This window comes from Pseudorhizobium halotolerans, from assembly GCF_902153235.2.
Taxonomy (GTDB): domain Bacteria; phylum Pseudomonadota; class Alphaproteobacteria; order Rhizobiales; family Rhizobiaceae; genus Neorhizobium; species Neorhizobium flavum.
This window is the reverse complement of record NZ_CABFWE030000013.1, coordinates 74,107-94,436: the sequence shown is the minus strand read 5'-3', so window position 1 is coordinate 94,436 and position 20,330 is coordinate 74,107. Positions and strand designations below refer to the sequence as shown.

General features: G+C 59.3%; 13 protein-coding genes and 1 pseudogene. 8 read left to right on the top strand and 6 right to left on the bottom strand.

Going from position 1 to position 20,330, the window contains the following annotated elements; all coding sequences use genetic code 11:
- Positions 1 to 109: 109 nt before the first annotated feature.
- Positions 110 to 558 (top strand): annotated as a pseudogene (locus FN060_RS19475) (hypothetical protein).
- A gap of 31 nt (positions 559 to 589) precedes the next feature.
- On the opposite strand, the gene FN060_RS19470 reads toward FN060_RS19475, so the two are convergent.
- Together FN060_RS19470 and FN060_RS19465 are read right to left on the bottom strand one after the other, a co-directional pair.
- Complete coding sequence (locus tag FN060_RS19470; RefSeq protein ID WP_077549656.1) at positions 590 to 1,957, bottom strand: ATP-binding protein; 1,368 nt, start codon at positions 1,955 to 1,957, stop codon at positions 590 to 592.
- A complete protein-coding gene (locus FN060_RS19465) occupies positions 1,954 to 2,616 on the bottom strand; it encodes a response regulator (protein ID WP_077549657.1) in 663 nt (220 codons plus the stop codon). Before FN060_RS19465 ends, FN060_RS19470 begins: the two co-directional genes overlap by 4 nt.
- A gap of 104 nt (positions 2,617 to 2,720) precedes the next feature.
- Between FN060_RS19465 and dsbD the strand changes: the two genes are divergently transcribed.
- The 6 genes from dsbD to FN060_RS19435 all read left to right on the top strand — a co-directional run bounded on the left by dsbD (position 2,721) and on the right by FN060_RS19435 (position 8,732).
- Entirely contained in the window at positions 2,721 to 4,565 is a 1,845-nt protein-coding gene (gene dsbD / locus FN060_RS19460; RefSeq protein WP_210310812.1) for a protein-disulfide reductase DsbD, read from the top strand.
- Positions 4,562 to 5,377, top strand: coding sequence for a TlpA disulfide reductase family protein (locus FN060_RS19455; protein ID WP_077549658.1), 816 nt, complete (start codon positions 4,562 to 4,564; stop codon positions 5,375 to 5,377). The genes dsbD and FN060_RS19455 overlap by 4 nt, the downstream gene beginning before the upstream one ends.
- Positions 5,374 to 6,069 carry a L,D-transpeptidase gene (locus FN060_RS19450; RefSeq protein WP_097142929.1) on the top strand — a complete coding sequence of 232 codons (696 nt, stop codon included), beginning with the start codon at positions 5,374 to 5,376 and terminating at the stop codon, positions 6,067 to 6,069. Before FN060_RS19455 ends, FN060_RS19450 begins: the two co-directional genes overlap by 4 nt.
- Positions 6,070 to 6,681 (top strand): DsbA family protein, encoded by a 612-nt coding sequence (locus FN060_RS19445; protein ID WP_142589659.1) that lies wholly within the window; start codon positions 6,070 to 6,072, stop codon positions 6,679 to 6,681.
- 170 nt (positions 6,682 to 6,851) lie between these two features.
- Entirely contained in the window at positions 6,852 to 7,544 is a 693-nt protein-coding gene (locus FN060_RS19440) for a L,D-transpeptidase (protein ID WP_342345193.1), read from the top strand.
- Positions 7,545 to 7,796: 252 nt separating this feature from the next.
- A complete protein-coding gene (locus FN060_RS19435) occupies positions 7,797 to 8,732 on the top strand; it encodes a DMT family transporter (protein ID WP_244665892.1) in 936 nt (311 codons plus the stop codon).
- A gap of 129 nt (positions 8,733 to 8,861) precedes the next feature.
- Here the strand turns inward: FN060_RS19435 and FN060_RS19430 are convergent, their stop codons facing one another.
- Both FN060_RS19430 and FN060_RS23655 read right to left on the bottom strand, forming a co-directional pair.
- The gene (locus tag FN060_RS19430; protein ID WP_244665891.1) at positions 8,862 to 9,314 is read right to left on the bottom strand and encodes an MgtC/SapB family protein; all 453 of its coding nucleotides are present in this window, start codon (positions 9,312 to 9,314) and stop codon (positions 8,862 to 8,864) included.
- Positions 9,315 to 9,555: 241 nt separating this feature from the next.
- Positions 9,556 to 13,362 carry a hybrid sensor histidine kinase/response regulator gene (locus FN060_RS23655; protein ID WP_342345192.1) on the bottom strand — a complete coding sequence of 1,269 codons (3,807 nt, stop codon included), beginning with the start codon at positions 13,360 to 13,362 and terminating at the stop codon, positions 9,556 to 9,558.
- A gap of 413 nt (positions 13,363 to 13,775) precedes the next feature.
- On the opposite strand from FN060_RS23655, the gene FN060_RS19420 reads away from it, so the two are divergent.
- Entirely contained in the window at positions 13,776 to 16,322 is a 2,547-nt protein-coding gene (locus FN060_RS19420; RefSeq protein WP_142589656.1) for an EAL domain-containing protein, read from the top strand.
- Positions 16,323 to 16,378: 56 nt separating this feature from the next.
- Here the strand turns inward: FN060_RS19420 and FN060_RS19415 are convergent, their stop codons facing one another.
- A complete protein-coding gene (locus FN060_RS19415) occupies positions 16,379 to 18,127 on the bottom strand; it encodes a hybrid sensor histidine kinase/response regulator (RefSeq protein ID WP_142589655.1) in 1,749 nt (582 codons plus the stop codon).
- A gap of 151 nt (positions 18,128 to 18,278) precedes the next feature.
- Complete coding sequence (locus FN060_RS19410; protein ID WP_142589654.1) at positions 18,279 to 20,201, bottom strand: AI-2E family transporter; 1,923 nt, start codon at positions 20,199 to 20,201, stop codon at positions 18,279 to 18,281.
- Between the last annotated feature and the right edge of the window lie 129 nt (positions 20,202 to 20,330).

The following is a 20,330-nucleotide window of genomic DNA, read 5'->3' as shown; positions in this document are numbered from 1 at the left end:
GCGTAAATATCGTTATACGTTCTAATATATTATATAGTGAGTTACCTTCAAGGCCGGTCACGGAACTTTGTGCTTCCCCTGGGGTTCCCGCGCAAAGGAGATCAAAACCATGGCCACGACAGCGAACCGGGTCAGCGCCCAGACATCCGACGAGATCAACAACCGCCTTCGCTGGCAGATGGAAGAGAGGCTCGCCTACTACGAAGCCCACCCCGACCAGATCGCAGCGAGGCTCGCGGAACTTGATCGGGAGTGGGACATCGAGCGGACGCTCGAAGCAAATGCCTCCTCTTTGGCATTCACAGGGACCATTTTGGCGGCGACAGTAGACAAACGATGGCTGCATTGCCGGCAATCGTAACCGGCTTCCTGTTCCAGCACGCCATCCAAGGCTGGTGTCCGCCCCTGCCGGTATTGCGCCGCATGGGGTTTCGGACGGCGGAGGAAATCAACCAGGAGCGATATGCGTTGAAAGCGCTCAGAGGTGACTTCGACGCCAAGGGCGGCAACAGGCTCGATGCTGCGCTACGAGCCGTCGGGGTCAGACGGGGTCCATAAGCGCAACAGGACAGGGCCAGCCGCCAAGGGCTCAGATCGGAAACGACGCCCTCGCAACAAACCAGCGAGCACCTCTCTCGAAGGTCAGGCTTCCGCCTAGACGGGCGAGCGCCATCTGGACGATCGACAATCCAAGCCCGCTACCATGACCATGCGCCTTTGATCCCCGGAAGAAGCGTTCCGTGACGCGCTTTTCGTCCTCCTGCTTAATTCCCGGTCCCTGGTCCAGGATTTCAACGCAGACTTCGTTTGTCCTCGCCAGGACGCGGCACCTGACTTCGCCGGCCTTTGGGGAATGCTGGATGGCATTTTCAAGCAGATTGCGGAGGACCAGACGAACAAGGATCCTGTCGCCCCGGATGACGGTGGGTGGCTGAGCCTGGTCTGAAAGTTCCATCGCCACATGGACGTCGTTCGCTGCGAGCTGGTTCTCCAACTCCCAGGCCACTTCCCCGACAAGGACTGCGATATCGACCTCCTCATCGCTCGTGACGTCCTGCGACGCATCTACGGCGGCAAGATCGATAAGCTGCCTGACCATCCGGCTGGTTCGGTCGACGCTGGTGGAGATGCGAGACAGCGCGTCACGCTGGACGCTCGGTTCGTCGGTTCGAAGGGCCACCTGCGCCTGGGTCTTGAGACCTGCGAGCGGCGTCTTCAGTTCATGCGCTGCATAGGCGGTGAAGCTCCGTTCGCGGTCGCGCGCTTCAGCCACGCGACCGAACAGGCTGTTCAGCGCCCGGATGACCGGCCGAACCTCCCGCGGAACCGATCCCGCATCCACCGGGTGGAGTTCGGATGCAGAACGGCCGGCAAGCCCTTCGGCAATACGCGTCAGTGGAGCAAGGCCACGCCCGACGCTCAACCAGATCAACGCTGCCAGGACGGGGAGAATGACGATCCCGGGGAGAAGCAGTCCCTTGATGACGTCGCCGATCAGCCGGTCTCGGATCTCAAGACTGTCACCGACCAGCACACGGACGCCAAGCGTGGGATTGACGACGGCGTAGACCCGCCACCGTTCTCCTTCGATCTCCGTTTCTTCGAAGCCATCTGTATGGCTCGCCAGCGAGGTTGCAGGCGCGCTTTCAGAGCGGCTGACGAGGCTGCCCTGAAGCGACCAGATCTGGCAGGAAAGTTGACGGCTATAGCCGCCGCCGGCTTCCTTAAATGGCGGAGGGGGAGTATCGGCAGTTGCCGCATTGGCTGCCGCGGAGGGATCGATCTGGTGATCCGTGATCAGCGAACTCACCATGCGTGCCGCTTCCATCAGGCGCGCGTCCAGTACGCGCTCGACTTCGGCTTGCGTGCTCGCATAGATCCAGGCGGCAGCGAAGAGCCACACCGCGCCGGTCGTGGCAATCAGGATTGCAAACAGCCGGATCCGTATGGAGTTCATTGTGCCGCCCTCAATCGATAGCCTGCGCCCCGAACGGTCTCGATGAAGCTCGCGCCCAGCTTGGATCGGAGCTTGTGGACGTGAACTTCCACCGTATTGCTCTCGATCTCCTCCTGCCATCCATAAAGCTTCTCCTCGAGATTAGACCGGGACAGGATGACGCCGGGCGTCTCCATCAGCGCCTGCAGGATGACGAACTCCCGCCGCGAGAGGGAGATCGCCATGCCGTCACGCGATGCGGACATGCGCGCCGGGTCGAGGCTCACGTCCTTCCATTCGAGAAGCCCTGTGGCCCTGCCGTGTCCACGACGGACGATGGCACGGAGCCGGGCAGCGACCTCGTCGAGATCGAAAGGTTTTCCGAGATAGTCGTCGGCTCCCGAGTCCAGCCCTGCTATTCGATCGGCAACTTCGTCCTTCGCAGTCAGCAGGAGAACAGGGGTGCGGTCGCCGGACCGTCGCATCCTTGCCAGTACATCGAGGCCAGTTCCGTCCGGGAGCATCAGGTCCAGGATGACGGCATCAAATCTGTCGGCCTCGATCGCAGCGTCGGCATCGGCAACCGATGTCACGGCGTCGACCGTGAAGCCGCACATCTGCAGCCCGACCTTCAGGCCGTCCAACAGGATCTCGTCATCTTCCACGACCAGCAGGCGCATCACATCCTCATCTGACTTCGCGTCCTCCCTGCGCCGGCTACCTTAAGGCTGCCTTAAGGTTGGGAGGAGAGACCGCCGCTCCAACCCAAGCAACGGAGCGGACCTTGCGTTTCTTCCTGTCGGTTTCATCTTTCATCGTGGCCTTAGCCGTCTCGGCGGTGGCGTCAGCTATCGAACCGCCGCTTCCAATGGATCAGGCCTTTCGCATGGAGGCAGGACACGACGGTCCTGACATCGCATTAAGATGGCAGCTTGAAGACGGCTACTATCTCTACCGAGAATACCTGAGTGTGAAAGACGCCGACGGCAGACCTCTCGAAATGACAACCCCGCCGGGCGTCATCAAGGAGGATCCCGGATACGGAAGCACCGAGGTTTATTATGGGACGGCTACGGCAACGATCGCCGGACCGGTCACTGGTTTCGTCAAGGTCACCTACCAGGGCTGCCAGGATGGCGGTCTCTGCTATCCTCCGACCACGGTCGATCTCGACCCTGCTGCGTTGACGCCTGTAGCCAGCAAAAAACCGGCTGGTCTTCAGACTGCGCTTCAGTCACAGGCAGCCTTTCCTCTGGTGTCCAAAGCCGCGCCGGAACCCGCCGACACGGCTGCAATCCGTATCTCTGACCAGTCCTCCAACGGACTCGTGGGATCTCTGCTCGATCGCGGTGGAGTGCTGTTGCTGGTCGCCGGCTTCATGGGGCTCGGCGTCCTGCTGGCCTTCACGCCATGCGTGTTTCCCATGTACCCTATCCTCGCCGCGACCCTTTCGAGGGAGGGCGAGAGCCTGTCGGCTGGACGTGGATTTGTATTGTCGTCAACCTACGTCCTTTCTTTGGCGGCTGCCTTCAGTCTCTTCGGCGTGGTCGCTGCATGGTGGGGTCAGAGCTTCCAGATCGCGCTCCAGTCTTCCGCTGCCACACTCGTCGTTGCAGCCATCTTCGTGGCTCTGGCACTTTCAAGCTTCGGGATATTCGAACTCCAGCTTCCCTCCTTTCTCAGGAACCGGCTCGCCCCACGCCGCGATTCAGGAGGTTCACTGGCGTCTTCGGCAGCGCTCGGATTCTCATCCGCTCTGGTGATCGGACCTTGCGTTACGGCTCCGCTCGCCGGCGCGCTTCTCTACATTGCGCAGACCGGAGACGTCGTCCTCGGCGCGACGGCCTTGTTCGCGCTCGGCATCGGCAAGGGCATCCCCTTGATCCTGATGGGGACCTTCGGGTCGGGCCTGCTTCCGCGTGCAGGACAATGGATGGAACGGGTCCGGCAGGTCTTCGGCTTCCTGTTCCTCGCCACCGCGGTCTGGCTCGTGGACCGTCTGCTGCCTGCCGGAACTGGTCTTCTGTTGTGGTCTATCCTGGCGATCACCTTCGGGGTTTTCATCGGAGCCTTCGATCAGATGAGACCTGAGGCCGGCAGCGCTGCACGATTTGCCAAATCTGCTGGCATGTTGGCCGCTCTCTACGGCGTCATGCTAGCGATTGGCGGCCTTTCGGGCGCAACCGATCCTCTGAAGCCTCTCGCGCCCATCACTGTCGCGCGCTCCGGAGACGCAACACCAACGAAAGCGATTGACAAGGATTCCTTCCAGTTCGCTGCCTCCTCCTCCGAACTGTCCTCGCTGCTGGCAGCCGACGCGGGAGACACCCCCTCGCTTGTCTACTTCACGGCCGACTGGTGCGTCACCTGCCGGGTGATCGAGCGATCCGTTTTTCCGGACCCGACGGTGGTGAACGCGCTGGACGGCATCCGCCTGATCTCGGTGGATCTCAGTGAGATCACCGAGGCCAACCAGTCGCTGATGAAGGACCTTCAGGTCGTCGGGCCCCCGACAATGCTGTTCCTCGACGGCAACAACGATGAGATTGCCGACAGCAGGCTGGTGGGAGAGATCAGTGCAGACACCGTTACGACGTCTGCATCAGCAGCCAAGAGCGCCCTTCGATGAACGCCGTCTCCTTCGGTCCCTTCGCGTTCGACGCCGAGCGCTTCGCTGCCATCGTGGGCATGGTCGTGTTTCTCGCTGCAGCGTCCGTTCTTGCCCACCGGGTCGACGACAGGCTCGGACGCTGGTCGTCTTGGACGGCTCTGGTCGGACTGGCGGCGGCGCGCCTGGGGCATGTTCTGCAGCATGCCGGGAGCTTCGCTTCGGAGCCTTGGCGGATCCTTGCGGTGTGGCAAGGCGGGTTCTCCTGGAGCGGAGGGGCCGCAGGCGTCGCCGTGGTGCTGGTCCTGCTGTTCCTGAAGAGCCGAAAGCTTGTCGGATGGGCCGTGGCTAGCCTTGCCGCTGGCATGGTTGCGACAGCGGCGACGCTGGCGTTGACCTATTCTGACCCGCAGCTAGCGCCCGTCACCTCCAGCTTCCGGACACTTGATGGTGCCGAAAGAGGGATCGGTGCCAACGGTCGTCCTACGGTTCTGAACCTGTGGGCGACGTGGTGCCCGCCTTGCCGCCGCGAACTGCCGATGATGGCGGAACTCGCTGCCAACATGGCCGATGTCGACTTCGTCTTTGCAAACCAGGGCGAGCAGGCGGCCAAGATCGCTGACTACCTCCGGAGTGCGAACCTCGATCTGCCGCAGGCGGTGCTCGATCCGCAGCTTCTGCTCAGCCGCCACTATTCGGCGGTCGGTCTGCCCGCAACACTCTTCTTAGCAGCCGACGGCACGCTGGCCGGCTCTCACCTCGGCGAGATTTCCCGCGAGGTTCTCGCGCAGAAGATCCAGGAACTCAAATCTGAAGAAGGAATATCCGAATGATCCCTGCCCGAGCGGCCGATCTGTGGCGACCGTTGACCGCCTCGCTTTTCGTCATGGGGTTGTCGGCCTGCGCGCAGACCGCCGCGGAGCCCGCAAAGGTCGAAGCCCCGAAAGCGGACCCGTCGTTGGCCAGTATGTATGCGCCGATCAAGGATGGAGACGAAACCATCCCCGGCGTCGACGTCTCCAAGATGGATCCGAAGAATGTCCGCCAGGTTGTGGACTACAAGACCGGCTATCCGGCAGGCACTATCGTGGTCGATCCCCACTCCCGTTTTCTTTACCTCGTCATGGAGGGTGGCAAGGCGATGCGCTACGGCGTCGGCGTCGCCAAGGCCGGCATGGAATTCGAGGGCGAGGCCGATATCGCCCGTAAGGCGCAGTGGCCGGGCTGGGTGCCCACCCAGAACATGATCAAGCGCAATCCGGAGCGCTACGGCCCTTTAGCATCGGGCCTGGAGGGTGGCATCAAGAACCCTCTGGGAGCACGTGCCCTGTACCTCTACCAGGGCGGCAAGGACACGCTCTATCGAATCCACGGGACCAATGAACCCTGGAGCATCGGCAAGTCGGTCTCGTCCGGCTGCATCCGGCTGCTGAACCACGACATCATCGACCTGCATCGCCGCGTGCCGAAGGGCTCCAAGGTCGTCGTGCTCGGACCTGAAGAATCGCGAAAAGGAGAAGTATGAATGATTACCCGCAGAAACCTGCTCGCCGTCACCGCGGGCACTGCCGCAGTGGCTGCCGTCCTCCCGCGCCTGGCGTTCGGCCAGGAGATCACCGAAAAGACCGTCTTCCATGATCCGGACGCACCAGTTCTCGGCAATCCCAAAGGGGACGTCACGGTCGTCGAATTCTTCGATTACCAGTGCCCCTACTGCAAGAAGATCCATCCCATGCTCGAGAAGGTCGTTCGCGAGGACGGCAATGTCCGGCTGGTGCTGAAGGACTGGCCCGTCTTCGGCGGTGCCTCGATCTTTGCTGCCCAGGCAGTTCTCGGAGCCGCCCAGATCGGCAAGTACGAGCCTGCAATGGAGGCGCTGATGAAGACGACGGGCAAACTGACTGAAGAAGCCGTGGAGAAGGCGCTCACGAGCACCGGCCTCACGATGAAGGAAATTGCTGCCGCCGTGAACAAGCACAGCACCAAGATCTCGGGGCTGCTCGACCGCAACTACAGCCAGGCGCTCGCCTTCAACTTCGCAGGTACGCCTTCCTTCGTCATCGGCTGGACCACGTTCGCAGGTGTGCTGGATGAGAAGGGGCTGAAGAAGGCGATCGCAGAGGCCCGCGCGGCCTGAGCGGGTGGCTCCACGGCGCACTGGCCTCCGCCATTCGTCACTTAAGGTTGCCCTAAGGCGGGCAGGCTTGGAAGCAGCCCGCGAGATTAACAGAGAGTACCGACATGGCCTATGACAGTCAGACTGAAGAGAGAACGAGCAGCTCAAATGGACGGTGGGTGGGTGCAGGCTTGCCAAGGCGCTCCTTCATCCTTGGTGTAGGGGCGATCGCCGTCTCTGGCTGTGTATCGACCCAACCGCCGCCCGTCGTGACGATCGCCGAACCTCCGCCAGCGCCTGCGCCGGTGGTGCCGCCGATGTACTATGCAATGCCCAATGAGAGGTTTCCGATCCCGGAGGTCGACATCAGCCAGCTACCGCCGCAGTTCTGGCGAACCGAGGTGGACTATCCGACGAACGAGAAGCCAGGCACCCTCGTCGTCGATACGCCAGCCAAATATCTCTACCACGTTAAGGCAGGTGGCCGCGCGACCCGCTATGGAATCGGAGTAGGACGGGAGGGGTTCGCCTGGGCTGGGGAGGCCATAATGGCTTACAGGCGGGAATGGCCGCGCTGGACACCGCCTGATTCAATGGTTGCGCGGCAGCCAGGGCTGGAGCCCTACAGCATTGCAAATGGAGGCATGGATCCCGGACTCAAAAATCCACTCGGTGCTCGCGCCCTCTATATCCATGAAAACGGGAAGGACACGCTGTATCGGATACACGGCACGCCTGAGGCGTTCAGCATCGGGAAGGCCGTTTCCTCAGGTTGCATTCGGCTCATCAATCAGGATGTGATCCATCTTCACGACGAGGCAAGAGATGGCAGCCGCATCGTCGTCATTCCCGACCCGGCGATGAGCCATCTGCTTGTGGGATGAACTTCAGGTTGACCCGCGTGTCACATCACCAGCGGGTCAACCTGTGATCCTGGGGCAGGAATCGCCGCGTTCGGCTCGCTTTAGAAATTGCCGCAACGCAGCCGTATGCGCTGGACTGCAATGTCCGCTGTTGGCGCGAAGCGGAAATCATTTCCGTTGTGAGACTCCCTGTGCGCCTCCCTCATAATCATTCCACGACAACGCGTGCTCGAGCATTTATCCCCAAGCGTTCGTCTGGTATCTGCTCAGGTCATGCCCCCGCCCGGTCCCTCCCTCGCTCCTGCGCTCTCCAACGTCCATGCTCGAGGACGTGAGAAGCTGCTTGCTCATCTCGCCATGTTGTTGTTCGCCGCACTCATCGCGGGATCATTCTCGTTTGGCGGCATGGCGGCGCAACATCTGGACGCCGGGCCGCTGACATTGATGCGCTACCTCATGACGGTGGCAGTGATGGGCGTTCTGACGTTCTGGATCATGAGGGTCCCGTTCGCGCTGCCTCGAGCCGTCTGGAGATATGCAGTTCTCGGCGGTCTCATTGCAACGTACATGCTCACGATGTTCATCGCGCTGGAGTTCACCAGCCCGGTCCAGACAGGAGCAGTCTTCACCCTCATGCCGCTAATCAGCGCAGGGTTTGCGCTGACGTTCATCGGCCAACGGACACGACCGGACGTCCTGGTTGCCCTTGTCACGGCAGGTCTTGGAGCCATCTGGGTCATATTTCGCGCCGACGTCCAGGCACTGCTTTCTTTCGACATCGGGCGTGGCGAACTGATTTTTCTCGCTGGTGTGATCGGCCATGCCGCCTACGTGCCGCTGCTGCGAAAACTATCCCGGGGGGAGAACCCCGTATTGTTCGGTTTCTGGATCATCGTGTTCACGGTGCCATGGCTGGTGCCGACGGGTGCACGCGAACTGATCTCGCTGGAGTTTAGAGCTCTGCCACTGTCGGTCTGGGCCACCCTTGCCTACCTTTCCATCGTGACGACCGCCTTTACCTTCCTACTGCTTCAGTACGCGTCCATGCGTCTACCGGCTGCCAAAGTCCTTGGTTATGGATATCTGACGCCCAGCTTCGTGATCGTGCTTGAGGGACTTCTGGGGCACGGGTGGGCTGCTCCAGCGGTCATTCTCGGCGCCCTCGTGACTGCGGCAGGACTCATAGTCATGGGCCTTGTGAAGGACTGAAGCATCCCTCCCCGGAGATGTCACAGGCGACCTTGAATGGTGAAGTGGGAGGCACTTGCCTTCGAAGCTCCTAATCCGGCTTCTACGTCGTAGCTAACGGAGTGCGGTATCGGGACGATGTGTATCTGCTCAACTTGGATCAGACTCGTTCGGGTTTGATTTCTTCGCGGACAGCTTTGGAAGCATGGCGGGCACCGCCGCGAGAATAATCAAGACCACGAAGGTTGACAGGACGGCGGTTGCTTCCAATCCCAGACCCGCTATCACTCCGATCCCGGCCGTCGCCCAGATGTTCGCTGCCGTCGTCAAACCCTCGACCTCCCGCCGCGCTGCACGAACCATGATCGCGCCCGCACCGAGGAAGCCGATACCTTGCACAATGCCCTGCAGCACGCGGGACAAATCTCCGATCTCCATGCCACTTTGCAACGGACCTAGTACGAAGAGTGCTGCACCGACGGCCACCAGCATGTGCGTCCGGACGCCTGCGCTTCTTCCCTTCAGTTCCCGCTCATATCCGAGGATCCCACCGAGCACCGCCGCGAGTACCAGGCGCACCGTGATGCGTGTAATGGTAGACACGTCTGGAACATCCGAGAACTCACTGACCAGCGTTGACCAAATCTCCGCTCCCACGGCAGCATCCTCACGTTGTTTTGTAAGCTCGCAGCGACGCTGCAGTGCCATCCGTTACCGGGTTGGCAAGTTTAGGTTGCTGCACCCGCCGGGATCGACATCCCGAATGTTACTGGTGGTGAATTTCTTTAGACTAACGGCATCTTGATCAACGTTGAGCATTTGTTCGCACCTCACGCCGCCTGCGCTAATGGTTCACCACAGCTTTCAGCGCCGCCCTTAGTTGCTCCACCCCATGGGGTTTCGTCAACAAAGCCGTGCGTGACGCATCTTCCAGCACGGGGCCATGGGCTGCTCCTGTCGCGAAAACCAACCCAATCTGCGGCCAGCGTCGACGCACGTCCCGACAGAAATCTTCGCCAGACATGCCAGGAAGTCCGAGATCGGTCACGACAATATCGACCTCCTCTCGCTCCAGGATCGGAAGTGCCTCTTCCGCCGAGCCCGCTTCAAGGACGTCATACTCCAGCTCCTCTAGCATATCTGCTGTCGCCATGCGGATCAGCCCGTCGTCCTCAACGAGGAGGACAGTAACAGAACCCGCCCTTTTCATCGCCTTCGGCTCCGCTTTGACGACTTCGACGCGGGAGGCTGCGACACCCACCTGCTTCTGGTTGGCCAGGACATGGCGAACCTTGCGAGCGAGAGCGTCTCGCGTATACGGTTTCGACAGGAGCTGAACGCCCGGATCAAGCCGCCCGCCATGTACGATGGAGTTCTCGGTATATCCCGACGTGAACAGGACAGCGATGCCGGGAAGCCGCTCTTTCGCCTGGCGCGCGAGCTCTGCGCTCTTCAAGGGGCCTGGCATTACGACGTCGGTAAACAGCATGTCGATCGGTATCCCGCTTTCGATGATCGAAAGTGCCGCAGCCGCATCGGACGCCCTGAGAACCCGGTAGCCGAGGTCCTGAAGCAGGTCGACGACGGTCGCCCTGACATCATCGTCATCTTCCGCGACGAGAATGGTCTCCTGACCTCCCTGAACTGAATAGGGACTTGGATCCACCTCTATATCTTCAAGCTGTGTGGACCTCGGAAGATAGATCTTCACCGTGGTCCCATACCCCACCTCACTGTAAATCTTTACGTGGCCGCCCGTCTGCTTGACGAAGCCATAGACCATAGACAGCCCAAGACCAGTCCCCTTCCCTTCGGGCTTGGTGGAGAAAAATGGCTCGAAAACCTTCTCGATGACGTCCGGCGGCATCCCTGAACCGGTATCCGATACGGCCAGAGAGACATATTGGCCGACCTCAACGTCGTCGTGTAGCCGCGCATACGCATCATCGATGTAGGCGTTGCCGGCCTCTATTGTCAGCTTGCCGGCGCCGTTCATGGCATCGCGCGAATTGATCGCCAGGTTCAGCAGGGCGTTTTCGATCTGCATGGGGTCAACGAGGGTGTTCCATAGGCCACCTGAGACGATTGTCTCCACCTCGATTTCCTCGCCGATCGTCCGCCGCAGCATCTCATCCATGCCTCGGATCAGCCGTCCGATGTTCACGACGCGGGGATCCAGCGGCTGCCTCCTGCCGAAGGCAAGGAGCTGGGACGCCAGCTTCGATCCGCGATCGACGCCGGCCAAGGCGTTTGAAATGCGACGGCAAGCCTTCTCGTTTCCAGCCAGATCCTTTGCCAGAAGCTGAAGATTGCCCGCCACAACCTGCAGAAGATTGTTGAAATCATGGGCAACGCCACCGGTCAGGTTGCCAATTGCCTCCATCTTTTGGGCCTGTCGAAGAGCTCTCTCCGTCTCCCTCAGGGTCTCGGCGGCTTCTCGCTCTTCCGTAACATCGCGTCCGACGGCATGAATGAATTCATCATCAGGGACGGCCGTCCACGAGATCCTGCGATAGTTCCCGTCCTTGCACCGGTATCTGTTCTCGAACGAGAAGGTGGTAACGCCTTCATTGAGCTTACTAACCTCGGCAAGCGTCCCTTCCAGGTCCTGCGGATGCAGGAGGTCGAGAAAGGATCTGCCAATGAGTTCGTCCTCACTCCAGCCGAAAATCACGCTCCAGGCCGGATTGACTGCAGTTATTCTGGCTTCGAAGTCGGCCACCAACATGATGTCCGTGGAGAGACGCCACATGCGATCGCGATCGGCTGTGCGTTCCGCAACGCGCTGCTCGAGCGTGCGGTTGAGCTCCTCTAGCTTCGCGCGGACGTCTCGCTGCTCCTCGATGTCGGTATTGGTGCCGATCCACCGTTGAACCCTGCCATCGTCTCCTTTGATTGGAACTGCGCGAGCAATGTGCCAGCGGTATTGCCCGTCTGACCGTCTCAGACGGAACTCCATCTCGTAGGGTTCGCCCTCGGCCAGGGCGGCCTGCCAGCGATCAGCCGTAGTTGATAGGTCTTCCGGATGCACAATGGCTGACCATCGCTGACCATCTAGGTCTCCGGGTTCAGCACCGGAGAACTCGTATACACGGTCATTGAACCAATCGAGTTGCCCGTCAGAGCGCGCCGTCCAAACGTGATTGGGGATCGCCTGAGCTAGCGCCCGGAACCTTTGCTCGCTATCTCGAAGTTGCTTCTGCGTCCTTCGCTTTTCCGTGATGTCGTGGATTACCCCCGCTAGGCGTACTGGCTGTCCTTCGATGTTGCGTTCATATTCCGATCGGCGGGCAATAACTCGCACTTCACCGTCACCAGCACGACGTATTCTGTACTCCACTTCCAGAGGGATGGTGCCCTCTCGCCTTGCCTTGGGGTCGGAGGCAATATGCAGATCCTCCGGATGGATGAGCTTCTGGACCTCTTCGACAGCGATCTCATCGACATGGTTTAGACCGAAGATCTTGCAGAATTCGGGCGACGGACTCAGCATGTTCGATTGGAGGTCCAGGGAAAATAGACCCACCCCCCCTGCTTCCTGTGCCCGTTGGAGGCGCGCTTCAGCCTCTTCTAGAGCCTGTGCGGCGAGATGTTCTTCCGTCCTGTCGCGCAAGACCTTGACCAGACCTACGGAGTTTCCTTGCTCGTCAAGCAATCGACTGATGGAGCCGCTGGCCCAGAATACCTCCCCCGACTTCCTTAGATGCCATCGATCGTGGTGAGCCGTTCCCAACCGAAGAGCCGCCTCCATGGCTTCGGCGGATTTGCGATGCACACGGTCCTCGCAGGTAAACAGCATGTCCCAGTGCTCGCCGACGACTTCCTCTTCGGTCCATCCAAAGATCCGCTTGGCCCCCTCATTCCAGCGCAAGATGCGTCCCTCGAGGTCAAGCGCCAGTATCGCGTAGTCCGTGGCGCCATCCAGTATCTGTCGGCTCTGCCGCTCGCTTTGTGCGAGAGCCTTTTCCACGGCAACGCGATTGGTGACGTCCGTTCCTTGAGCGAAGATCCCGAGGACGCCTCCTTGAGCGTCGAAAACGGGCTGAAATACCACGTCGACGTACTTCTCCTCGACCTCTGCGCTCGACGGCGCTTGAAGTCTTATCGGCAGGGCGCTTCCCTCAAACGCCGTCCTTGATTGGAAAACCTCATCCAGTAGATCAACAAAGCCTTGGCCCTCCAGATCCGGGAAGGCTTCTCGGACCGGAATGCCTACCAGAGCTCGATCACCGACCAGTCGGCGGTAGGCAGGGTTTGTCAGTTCGAATACGTGCTCAGGTCCCCGCATCATCGCGATGAACCCTGGCGCTTGCTCGAACATGCGACGTAGTCGGTCCTGCTCTCCCTGCCGCCAGCGCTCCGCTGTTACCTTCCCGGTCGTCTCGACCACGATCGCCATTACGCCGCAGGGGTTTCCCTGTTCATCCAGCACGGGTGAGTAGTCGAGGTTCATGAAGACCTGCTCCGGCTGTCCGTTGCGGTACAGCGTAAGCTCCATATCTTCGTAGGCAAGCGTTCCGCCGGAGAGGACCACTTTCATCACGTTGTCATTGAAATCAGCAATCTCCGCCCAGCCCTCTCGAACCTTCGAGCCCAAGAGCGCTGGATGTCTCTTGCCAGCGAAGACCGAGTAGGCGTCGTTATAGATCATGATGCCCTCCTCGCCCCAGAGCGTCACAATCGGAACCCGGGATTGGAGGATCGTGGTGACGGTACCCCCGATAGCCTGCGGCCATTGGGACACAGGACCAAGAGAAGTCGACGCCCAATCGAAGTTTCGAATGATCGCGGCAAGTTCACCGTCATGAGCGGGGAAGTTCAGGTCAGAAGGGATCATTGATTTCCGGGATGCATGCGTCTGTGGTTCTTATCTAGGGGAACGTTCCTTGATGGGAAGCGGGTATCACGGCATGGGGCCTACCGGCCTTGGATGCGAGCGACAAACCGAACCCAGCTACTGTCACCACAAATTAACATTTATCAAGGAAAAGTAGCCACTTTAGTCGACACTAATAATCTATCGAGTTACGGTCCTCATGATGCTGCCTCGCGACGGAACCGCCGATGAATGAACGACAGCTCTTTGACGCCCTCACATTAGCAGTTCCAGGCCTTGTGTGGCTTTCCGATGAGCTGGGTCGGGTCGAATTCCTCAACGCGCACTGGACGGAATTCACAGGAATCCCTCAAAATCAAGGGGTAGGACACGGTTGGCTGCAGGCGATCCACCCGGCTGATGCCGCGGCATTTCGTGCACGACTTCCCTATGCTGCTGTTGGAGACGAGACAGTGCAAGGTGAGCTTCGCGTCCAACGCTACGACGGCGCATACCACCGACACCTGTTGAACCTGCGACATGTCGGCAGCGGTAAATGGGTCGGCTGTGCCATTGATGCACATGAATGGCTTGCGACGGAGTTGAGAGACGCAACGCAAGGCACAATCCTGGAGATGGCAATCTCGGGCGTCGAGCTCAACGAATTATTGGCCGAGTTATGCAGAGCAGCGGAAAGACAGATCCCGGGCTCCACGTGCAGCATACTCCTGGTCGACGGGGAGCGGGAATGTTTTCGCTCCGGGGTCGCTCCGCATCTTCCGACACAGATGATGGATGCGGTTCCGAATGTCAGAATTGGAACAGGCGTCGGCTCCTGTGGCTCGGCTGCCTATGAAGGTCGAGATGTCATCACTACCAGCATCGCGACAGACCCTCTCTGGGAAACCTGGCGTCACCTCGTCTTGCCGCTAGGTCTCAGAGCCTGCTGGTCCAAGCCGGTGTTCAATTCGAACGGGCAAGTCATTGCTTCTTTCGGTTTCTATTTCCGGGAAGAACGCGCTCCAAGTCCTGAAGAAGCTCAGGAACTGGCCCGGCTGAGAGGGCTGGCGTCTCTCGCAATCGAACGAGCTCGCATGTTCGAGGCACTGCGCGAGAGTGAAGAACACTACCGCCATACGGTGGAGCAGAACCCTCAGATCCCATGGACATCCGATCCTACAGGTCAGATTCTCAGTGTCTCCTCTCGATGGACCGAAATGACCGGCATCGCACAGGCGGATGCCTTAGGTACCGGTTGGCTCAAAGCGGTGCATCCGGACGACATCGAGCATACCAACACGGCTTGGAACGAAGCTCTGTCTAAGGGAGACCCGGTGGACGTAAACTATCGTGTCCGCTTCAAGAACGGTGAGTTCCGTTGGGCACGAGCACGTGCAACGGCCAGACGCGATGGAGAAGGCAGCATCCTCCGCTGGTATGGCACAGTGGAAGATATTCACGAACGGCACATCGCTGATGAACGGTTGAAGCGGCAGGCCTACCAGGATGACCTGACCGGGCTTCCCAATCGTCGTTCTTTCACCGAGGAATTGAAGCGGCGACTAGCTGACGCCACAAAGCCGATTGGCTTGATGGTGCTCGACATGGATGACTTCAAGCTCGTCAATGATCGTTACGGTCATTTGACTGGGGACGCCGTGCTTCGATTGTTTGCCCGCTACCTTCAACGCATCGTCAAGCCCGGTGAGTTTGTTGCGCGCCTCGGCGGGGACGAGTTCGCCATCATCTGTGGCAACATACACAGCAATCCAAGCCTGCTGGAGCGGGCGAGAGCCATCGAAGTTGTCCTCGATGCTGATCTCAAGGCGAACAGGAAGGCACGCATCTGCAGGCCTAGCGTTGGTTGTACCATCGGCAACGCGAACGAGTCCCCCGATGAGGTGTTCCGGAAGGCTGATCTCGCCCTCTATGCCGCCAAGGACGCCGGAAAAGCCAAGGTTCGGCAGTACACGCCGGAAATGCGCAGTGCAGCATCGAAGCGAAGCGACGCGTTGGAAATCGTACGAATGGCACTTCGAGAGGACTGGGTAGAGCCATTCTATCAGCCAGTCATCGGGTTTTGCGACCAAAGTGTGCGAGGCTTCGAAGCTCTATTGCGTATCCGTCACCCAGCCCGAGGCCTCATTCTGCCGGGGGATGTAAAGGACGCTCTCGATGATCCACGTCAGGCAGATGCCTTAGGTCTCTGTATGGCCAGAAAGGTGGTCAATGACATTGCCCTGGCGGAATCTAGAGGCGATCGCTTCGGCCAGGTCTCGATCAACCTGGCAACAGAAAACCTTCTGAAACCCGGCTACCTCTGCACCCTCCTCAACCTCCTCAAGGCGAAAAGGCTTCCTTTCAACGTACTGAAGCTGGAGATCACAGAGCGTGTTCTGGTGGATGAGCTGAACAGTGAAATTATAGCGAATCTGAAGCGGTTGCGCGAATGCGGCGTCGGTATATCGTTGGATGATTTCGGTACCGGCTACGCATCGCTTGTTCACCTGCAAACACTCCCGGTCAACGAGATCAAGATCGACCGGTCATTCGTCTCCGGGCTCGGGACCGAGAGTAACCGCGGCGAAATCGTAAAGGCGATGCTGGGTCTTGCAAAAAGTCTTGGGTTGACCACGGTCGCGGAGGGTATCGAGACCGAGGGTGAAGCGCTCAAGCTCGCGGGCTGGGGCTGCGACTTTGGGCAAGGTTACCTCTTCGCAAGGCCGATCCCCTTCGGGGAGGCCGTGGCGTTCAAGAGTAGAGCAGCGGCTCTGAAGGTCAGTGCAGCCCGGTGAACTCATCTCTTCTTTGCGAGAAGCCCCTACGGCTTCGTGTATTCAGGTGCCGGTGCTCAGGAGACGCAGGGAAAAAGCAACTCCACGGTGGTGCCCTTGCCAAGCTCGCTGCTGAGCCGGGCCTGTCCACCGATCTGGTGCATGAAGAATTGCACCTGTGACAACCCGAGACCGGTTCCTTTTTCTCCCTTGGTGGAGAAAAGCGGCTCGAATGCACGTTGCATGTCTTCAGGGGTCATCCCGCTTCCGGTGTCCCTGACCTGCACGCAGGCAAAGGACGTGCTACTTTGCTGCGGCTTGTCCGTTGTTGGATGGCTTCTTGTGCAGATCGTGATGGACCCACCTTGTGGCATTGCATCACGGGCGTTGATCACCAGGTTCAGCAGAGCAGCATCGAATTGAACATTATCAAGGAGACATTCAGGAACATCTTCGGCAAGCTCTAGCTCGAGGCTGACGCTGGAGCCCGCTGCTTGCTTCAGCATCGGTTCCAGTGAACGTATCTGAGCATTGAGATCGCCTGGCTGCACGACCAACTCTCTGTGCCTTGCAAAAGTTAGCAATCTGGCAGCGATGTCTGCCCCTCGATGCACGGCTTTTTCGGTCTCGTCGAGGAGAGGACCGGCTCGCGACGGGTTGTCCAGGTGCTTCCGGATCATGGTCAACCCTGCCAAGGCGACAGCAACCACATTGTTGAAGTCATGCGCAATGCCTCCCGTCATTTGCCCGAGCATCTCAAGCTTCTGGGTTGTCAGCGCACGTTCATGAGCCAGTCGCTGCTCACGCCGATTGCGGATCGTTCTGAGGGTGACAAGCAGGACCAGCGCGGTCAGAAGCAAAAAGCCCGTGGTTGTGGCGATCGCCACTGTTTTCCAATTGGCGAGGAGGTCTGAGCGACTCAGAGCCACTGTCACGACAAGCGGATAACCAGCCACCCTTCTGTAACTTACAATCCGCTCAACTCCATCCGCCTCACTCACGACTGAATAGCTGCCACTCCGCTCCTGCGGCAAAAGCTCCGTGAACAGACGTGATGTCGCGAAGTTCTGACCTACGAATTCCTGCCCCGTCGGAGATCTCGCAATCAGGGTGCCGTCTGCATGCAGAAAATTGATCGCGTCGTTCTCGGATAAGGAAAGCTCTGAAAAAAGACGATCGAAGAAGGCGGGCTCCAACGCGGCAACTGCAATCCCTCCAAAACCGCCATCAGACCTGCCTATCCGCCGGCTGACACTAACAAACCAGCGCTGGGTGGATCGACTAATCAACGGCTCGCTGATGTGAAGCGCATCAGCAGAGTACGACCTGTGGAAGCGGAAATAGTCTCGGTCTGCAAGGGTGACCCGCGGCGTCGCAGGATGATCGGTGTCATGGGTGATGAATCCGTCAGCTCCGATCACGTAGAGCGCCCGGACGTGAGGGAGGACCCGCAGCCTCTTGTCAAGTAAACGCTGAAACTCGGCATCGTGCTCCGGAATACGGAAGGTAGAAACGGCGTCCACCATGCTCTGAAGGACAAGATCGATGCTCTGGATGCTGCCGGCGGTCTGCTCCTGCAGCAAGCGGCTCAAGGTCGATGCCCGCTCCGCTCCAGCATCGAGTGTCCGCACAAAGCTCGCTCTCAAAACAAAAGCCAGGACCGCAGCAGAAAGCAGCAGGACAAGAGTGATCGTCAGAAAGGCAGGATGAAGAAGCTCCTCATAGAGACGAGGCAGTGCCGCCTGGCTTCTACGCAGCGATTGCGCGGTTGATGAGCGTGGTGCTCCGGCCTTGGGTAATTGGCCAGGCTCGCTTGATGACGGCATTCCACTCCCCCGCTTCGAAGTGATGCCAACGCAGCACACAAGGTACGCTGGTTAAGGTTCTATGACTAAACCACATGGATGTTGCAGGAACAAGACTACACGTCGCAGCCGCGAGAAATGCGGTCCGGACGTTCAGATCTACCTCAGGTGCTCAGCTCTCGCTTGCTCGGACGACGGGCGGGCGCCGAATTCTGAACTTGCGCTGAGGCAGAACGACAGAGGCTGGTGTGTCAGATAACGCTTCCCGAACAGCCGTCGTAATATCCCGTGCAGTGAAATCGGCATCGATATCGGCCGTTGCAAACCCTTCCGTCTCTGTTCTCCAGATAACAAATCCAACACGGGTCCGAGGGTGCGTTCGCTTGAAACGTCGGAGCAGGATGCGCGCGTGCCTGGCAGAGCTCTCGTTCAGGAAACAAATGACGATGGAGGCGACGTCGGAGGGCACGAGCTCATTGCGGCGGTCCTTCAGCATGTCGGAGTGCTTCTGGAGCGTAACCTCAGCGCCCTGTACCCGAAGAACCTGCCCCAGCATCGCAGCGGACGCGTCATCCAGTGGCCCTCTGCCTCCCGCGCAGAAGACTGTCATCCCAGTGCCATCCGGAAGCTCCTGGTCTGCCGGAAGCTCGACACCATCTTGCTCCGCCTCCTCCGGCTGCTCATCTTCTTCCTGCTCTTCCTCGTCAGCAATCTCCTCCAGATTAGCAACTAGCGTGGTGGCCGTTTCGGCAACCTGCAGCATCTGCTCATTCGTCAGAACACCTCGACGTCGATCCTGCTCGGCAAGCAGAAGAGCCGGTATCGCAACATCCCGATAGTAATCCTCAAGGTAATCTTCCTGGAGGAGCTCTTCAGCCTGATCCGTCGCCTCATCGGGATCGCCCGCCAGAAATCTCTGATAGAGCCGCTCCTTTGGGTCGAGGACGGGCTCACTGCCGAACAGCACTTCCAGGAACTCGAACCGGGGCACATAACGCCCCAGAACAGCCAGACATACCGTCAACGGCGTCGAAAGAACGAGCCCCACAGGTCCCCAGAGCCACCCCCAGAAGATCGCTGCCACGATGATGGCAAGAGGCGACAGCCCCGTTCGCGAACCGTATAGCCATGGTTCGATGATGTTGTTGCTCGTCAGTTCAAGGACGATGAAGATCCCTGCCACCCAGAGGACCAGACCCCACCCCGGATCAACCGCGAAGGCCAGGAACAAGGGCAATACTGTCGACAGGGCGGGACCGATATATGGCACGAATCTTAGAACGATCGCGAGCATGCCCCAGAGGATCGCGTTTGGGATACCGACCACCCATAAGGCGAGAGCCAGCGGAATTCCGTAAGCGCAGTTTATGAGCAATTGCGTCAGAAGGTATTGACCGACACGTCGTCCGGCTTCCTGGAGGGCCTCGGTGGTGCGATGAAGATCACCATAGCCGACCAGTCGGATCAGCCTGTCTCGCAATTCCTCGCGCTCCAGCAGCATGAAGATGACGACGACAACAACAAGACCCAGTGATGCAATCGGCCCGATCAGGGGACTGATCAGGCTCGTCAGTGTCTCAATCGGCCTATTGGGCGCGAAGATTTCGACAAGCAGAGGCTCCCTGGTAGGCACCAAAGCTTCCTGACCGACACCGTCCTCGTCTGCGTTGTTAAGTTCGCGTCCGACATTTTCGACCACCGACATGATCCGACGAACAAGACCATTGTCGCTGCCACTCTCCTGAAGAGCTCGGATCTTTCCGATGATATTGCTCTGGTAGGCGGCGACGTTCTGCGCCACTTCCGCGACCTGCCCGGCAACGATCAGCGCGAAGACGACCAGCACAACAAATGCCAGTACGACGGTAATGATCACCGCCAAAGTCCGTGGCAGCCCCAGCTTGCGAAGGCGGGAGGTGATTGGCGCGAGAGCAAAAGTCAGCAGCACCGCGATCGCAAGAGGGAGAAGAACATCCTTGGCGACATACAGGATGACCGTCGCACCGATCACACTGACCAATGCAGGAGCGTGTGATGGCGCAGGTTGAGAAAATGAATAGTGGCGTCCGGATCCGTGCCCTTCGTGCTTCACGATCCGCTCCCGATTAGATCGTCTCTTCTGGTGTGGAACCTAGCGCTGCAAATAGTTCCGGCAATCGTCGACCTCTTCGAAGCGAGTAGCCAGTGCCCCCTCTGATCCTGGGAAGTGAACGGCATCAACAAA

What these genes read in the sequence shown, in the direction of transcription:
- FN060_RS19470 (WP_077549656.1), bottom strand. Translation starts at nt 1,957, where the DNA reads ATGAACTCCATACGGATCCGGCTGTTTGCAATCCTGATTGCCACGACC.
- FN060_RS19465 (WP_077549657.1), bottom strand. Translation starts at nt 2,616, where the DNA reads ATGCGCCTGCTGGTCGTGGAAGATGACGAGATCCTGTTGGACGGCCTG.
- FN060_RS19455 (WP_077549658.1), top strand. Translation starts at nt 4,562, where the DNA reads ATGAACGCCGTCTCCTTCGGTCCCTTCGCGTTCGACGCCGAGCGCTTC.
- FN060_RS19450 (WP_097142929.1), top strand. Translation starts at nt 5,374, where the DNA reads ATGATCCCTGCCCGAGCGGCCGATCTGTGGCGACCGTTGACCGCCTCG.
- FN060_RS19445 (WP_142589659.1), top strand. Translation starts at nt 6,070, where the DNA reads ATGATTACCCGCAGAAACCTGCTCGCCGTCACCGCGGGCACTGCCGCA.
- FN060_RS19435 (WP_244665892.1), top strand. Translation starts at nt 7,797, where the DNA reads ATGCCCCCGCCCGGTCCCTCCCTCGCTCCTGCGCTCTCCAACGTCCAT.
- FN060_RS23655 (WP_342345192.1), bottom strand. Translation starts at nt 13,362, where the DNA reads ATGATCTATAACGACGCCTACTCGGTCTTCGCTGGCAAGAGACATCCA.
- FN060_RS19420 (WP_142589656.1), top strand. Translation starts at nt 13,776, where the DNA reads ATGAATGAACGACAGCTCTTTGACGCCCTCACATTAGCAGTTCCAGGC.
- FN060_RS19415 (WP_142589655.1), bottom strand. Translation starts at nt 18,127, where the DNA reads ATGCCGTCATCAAGCGAGCCTGGCCAATTACCCAAGGCCGGAGCACCA.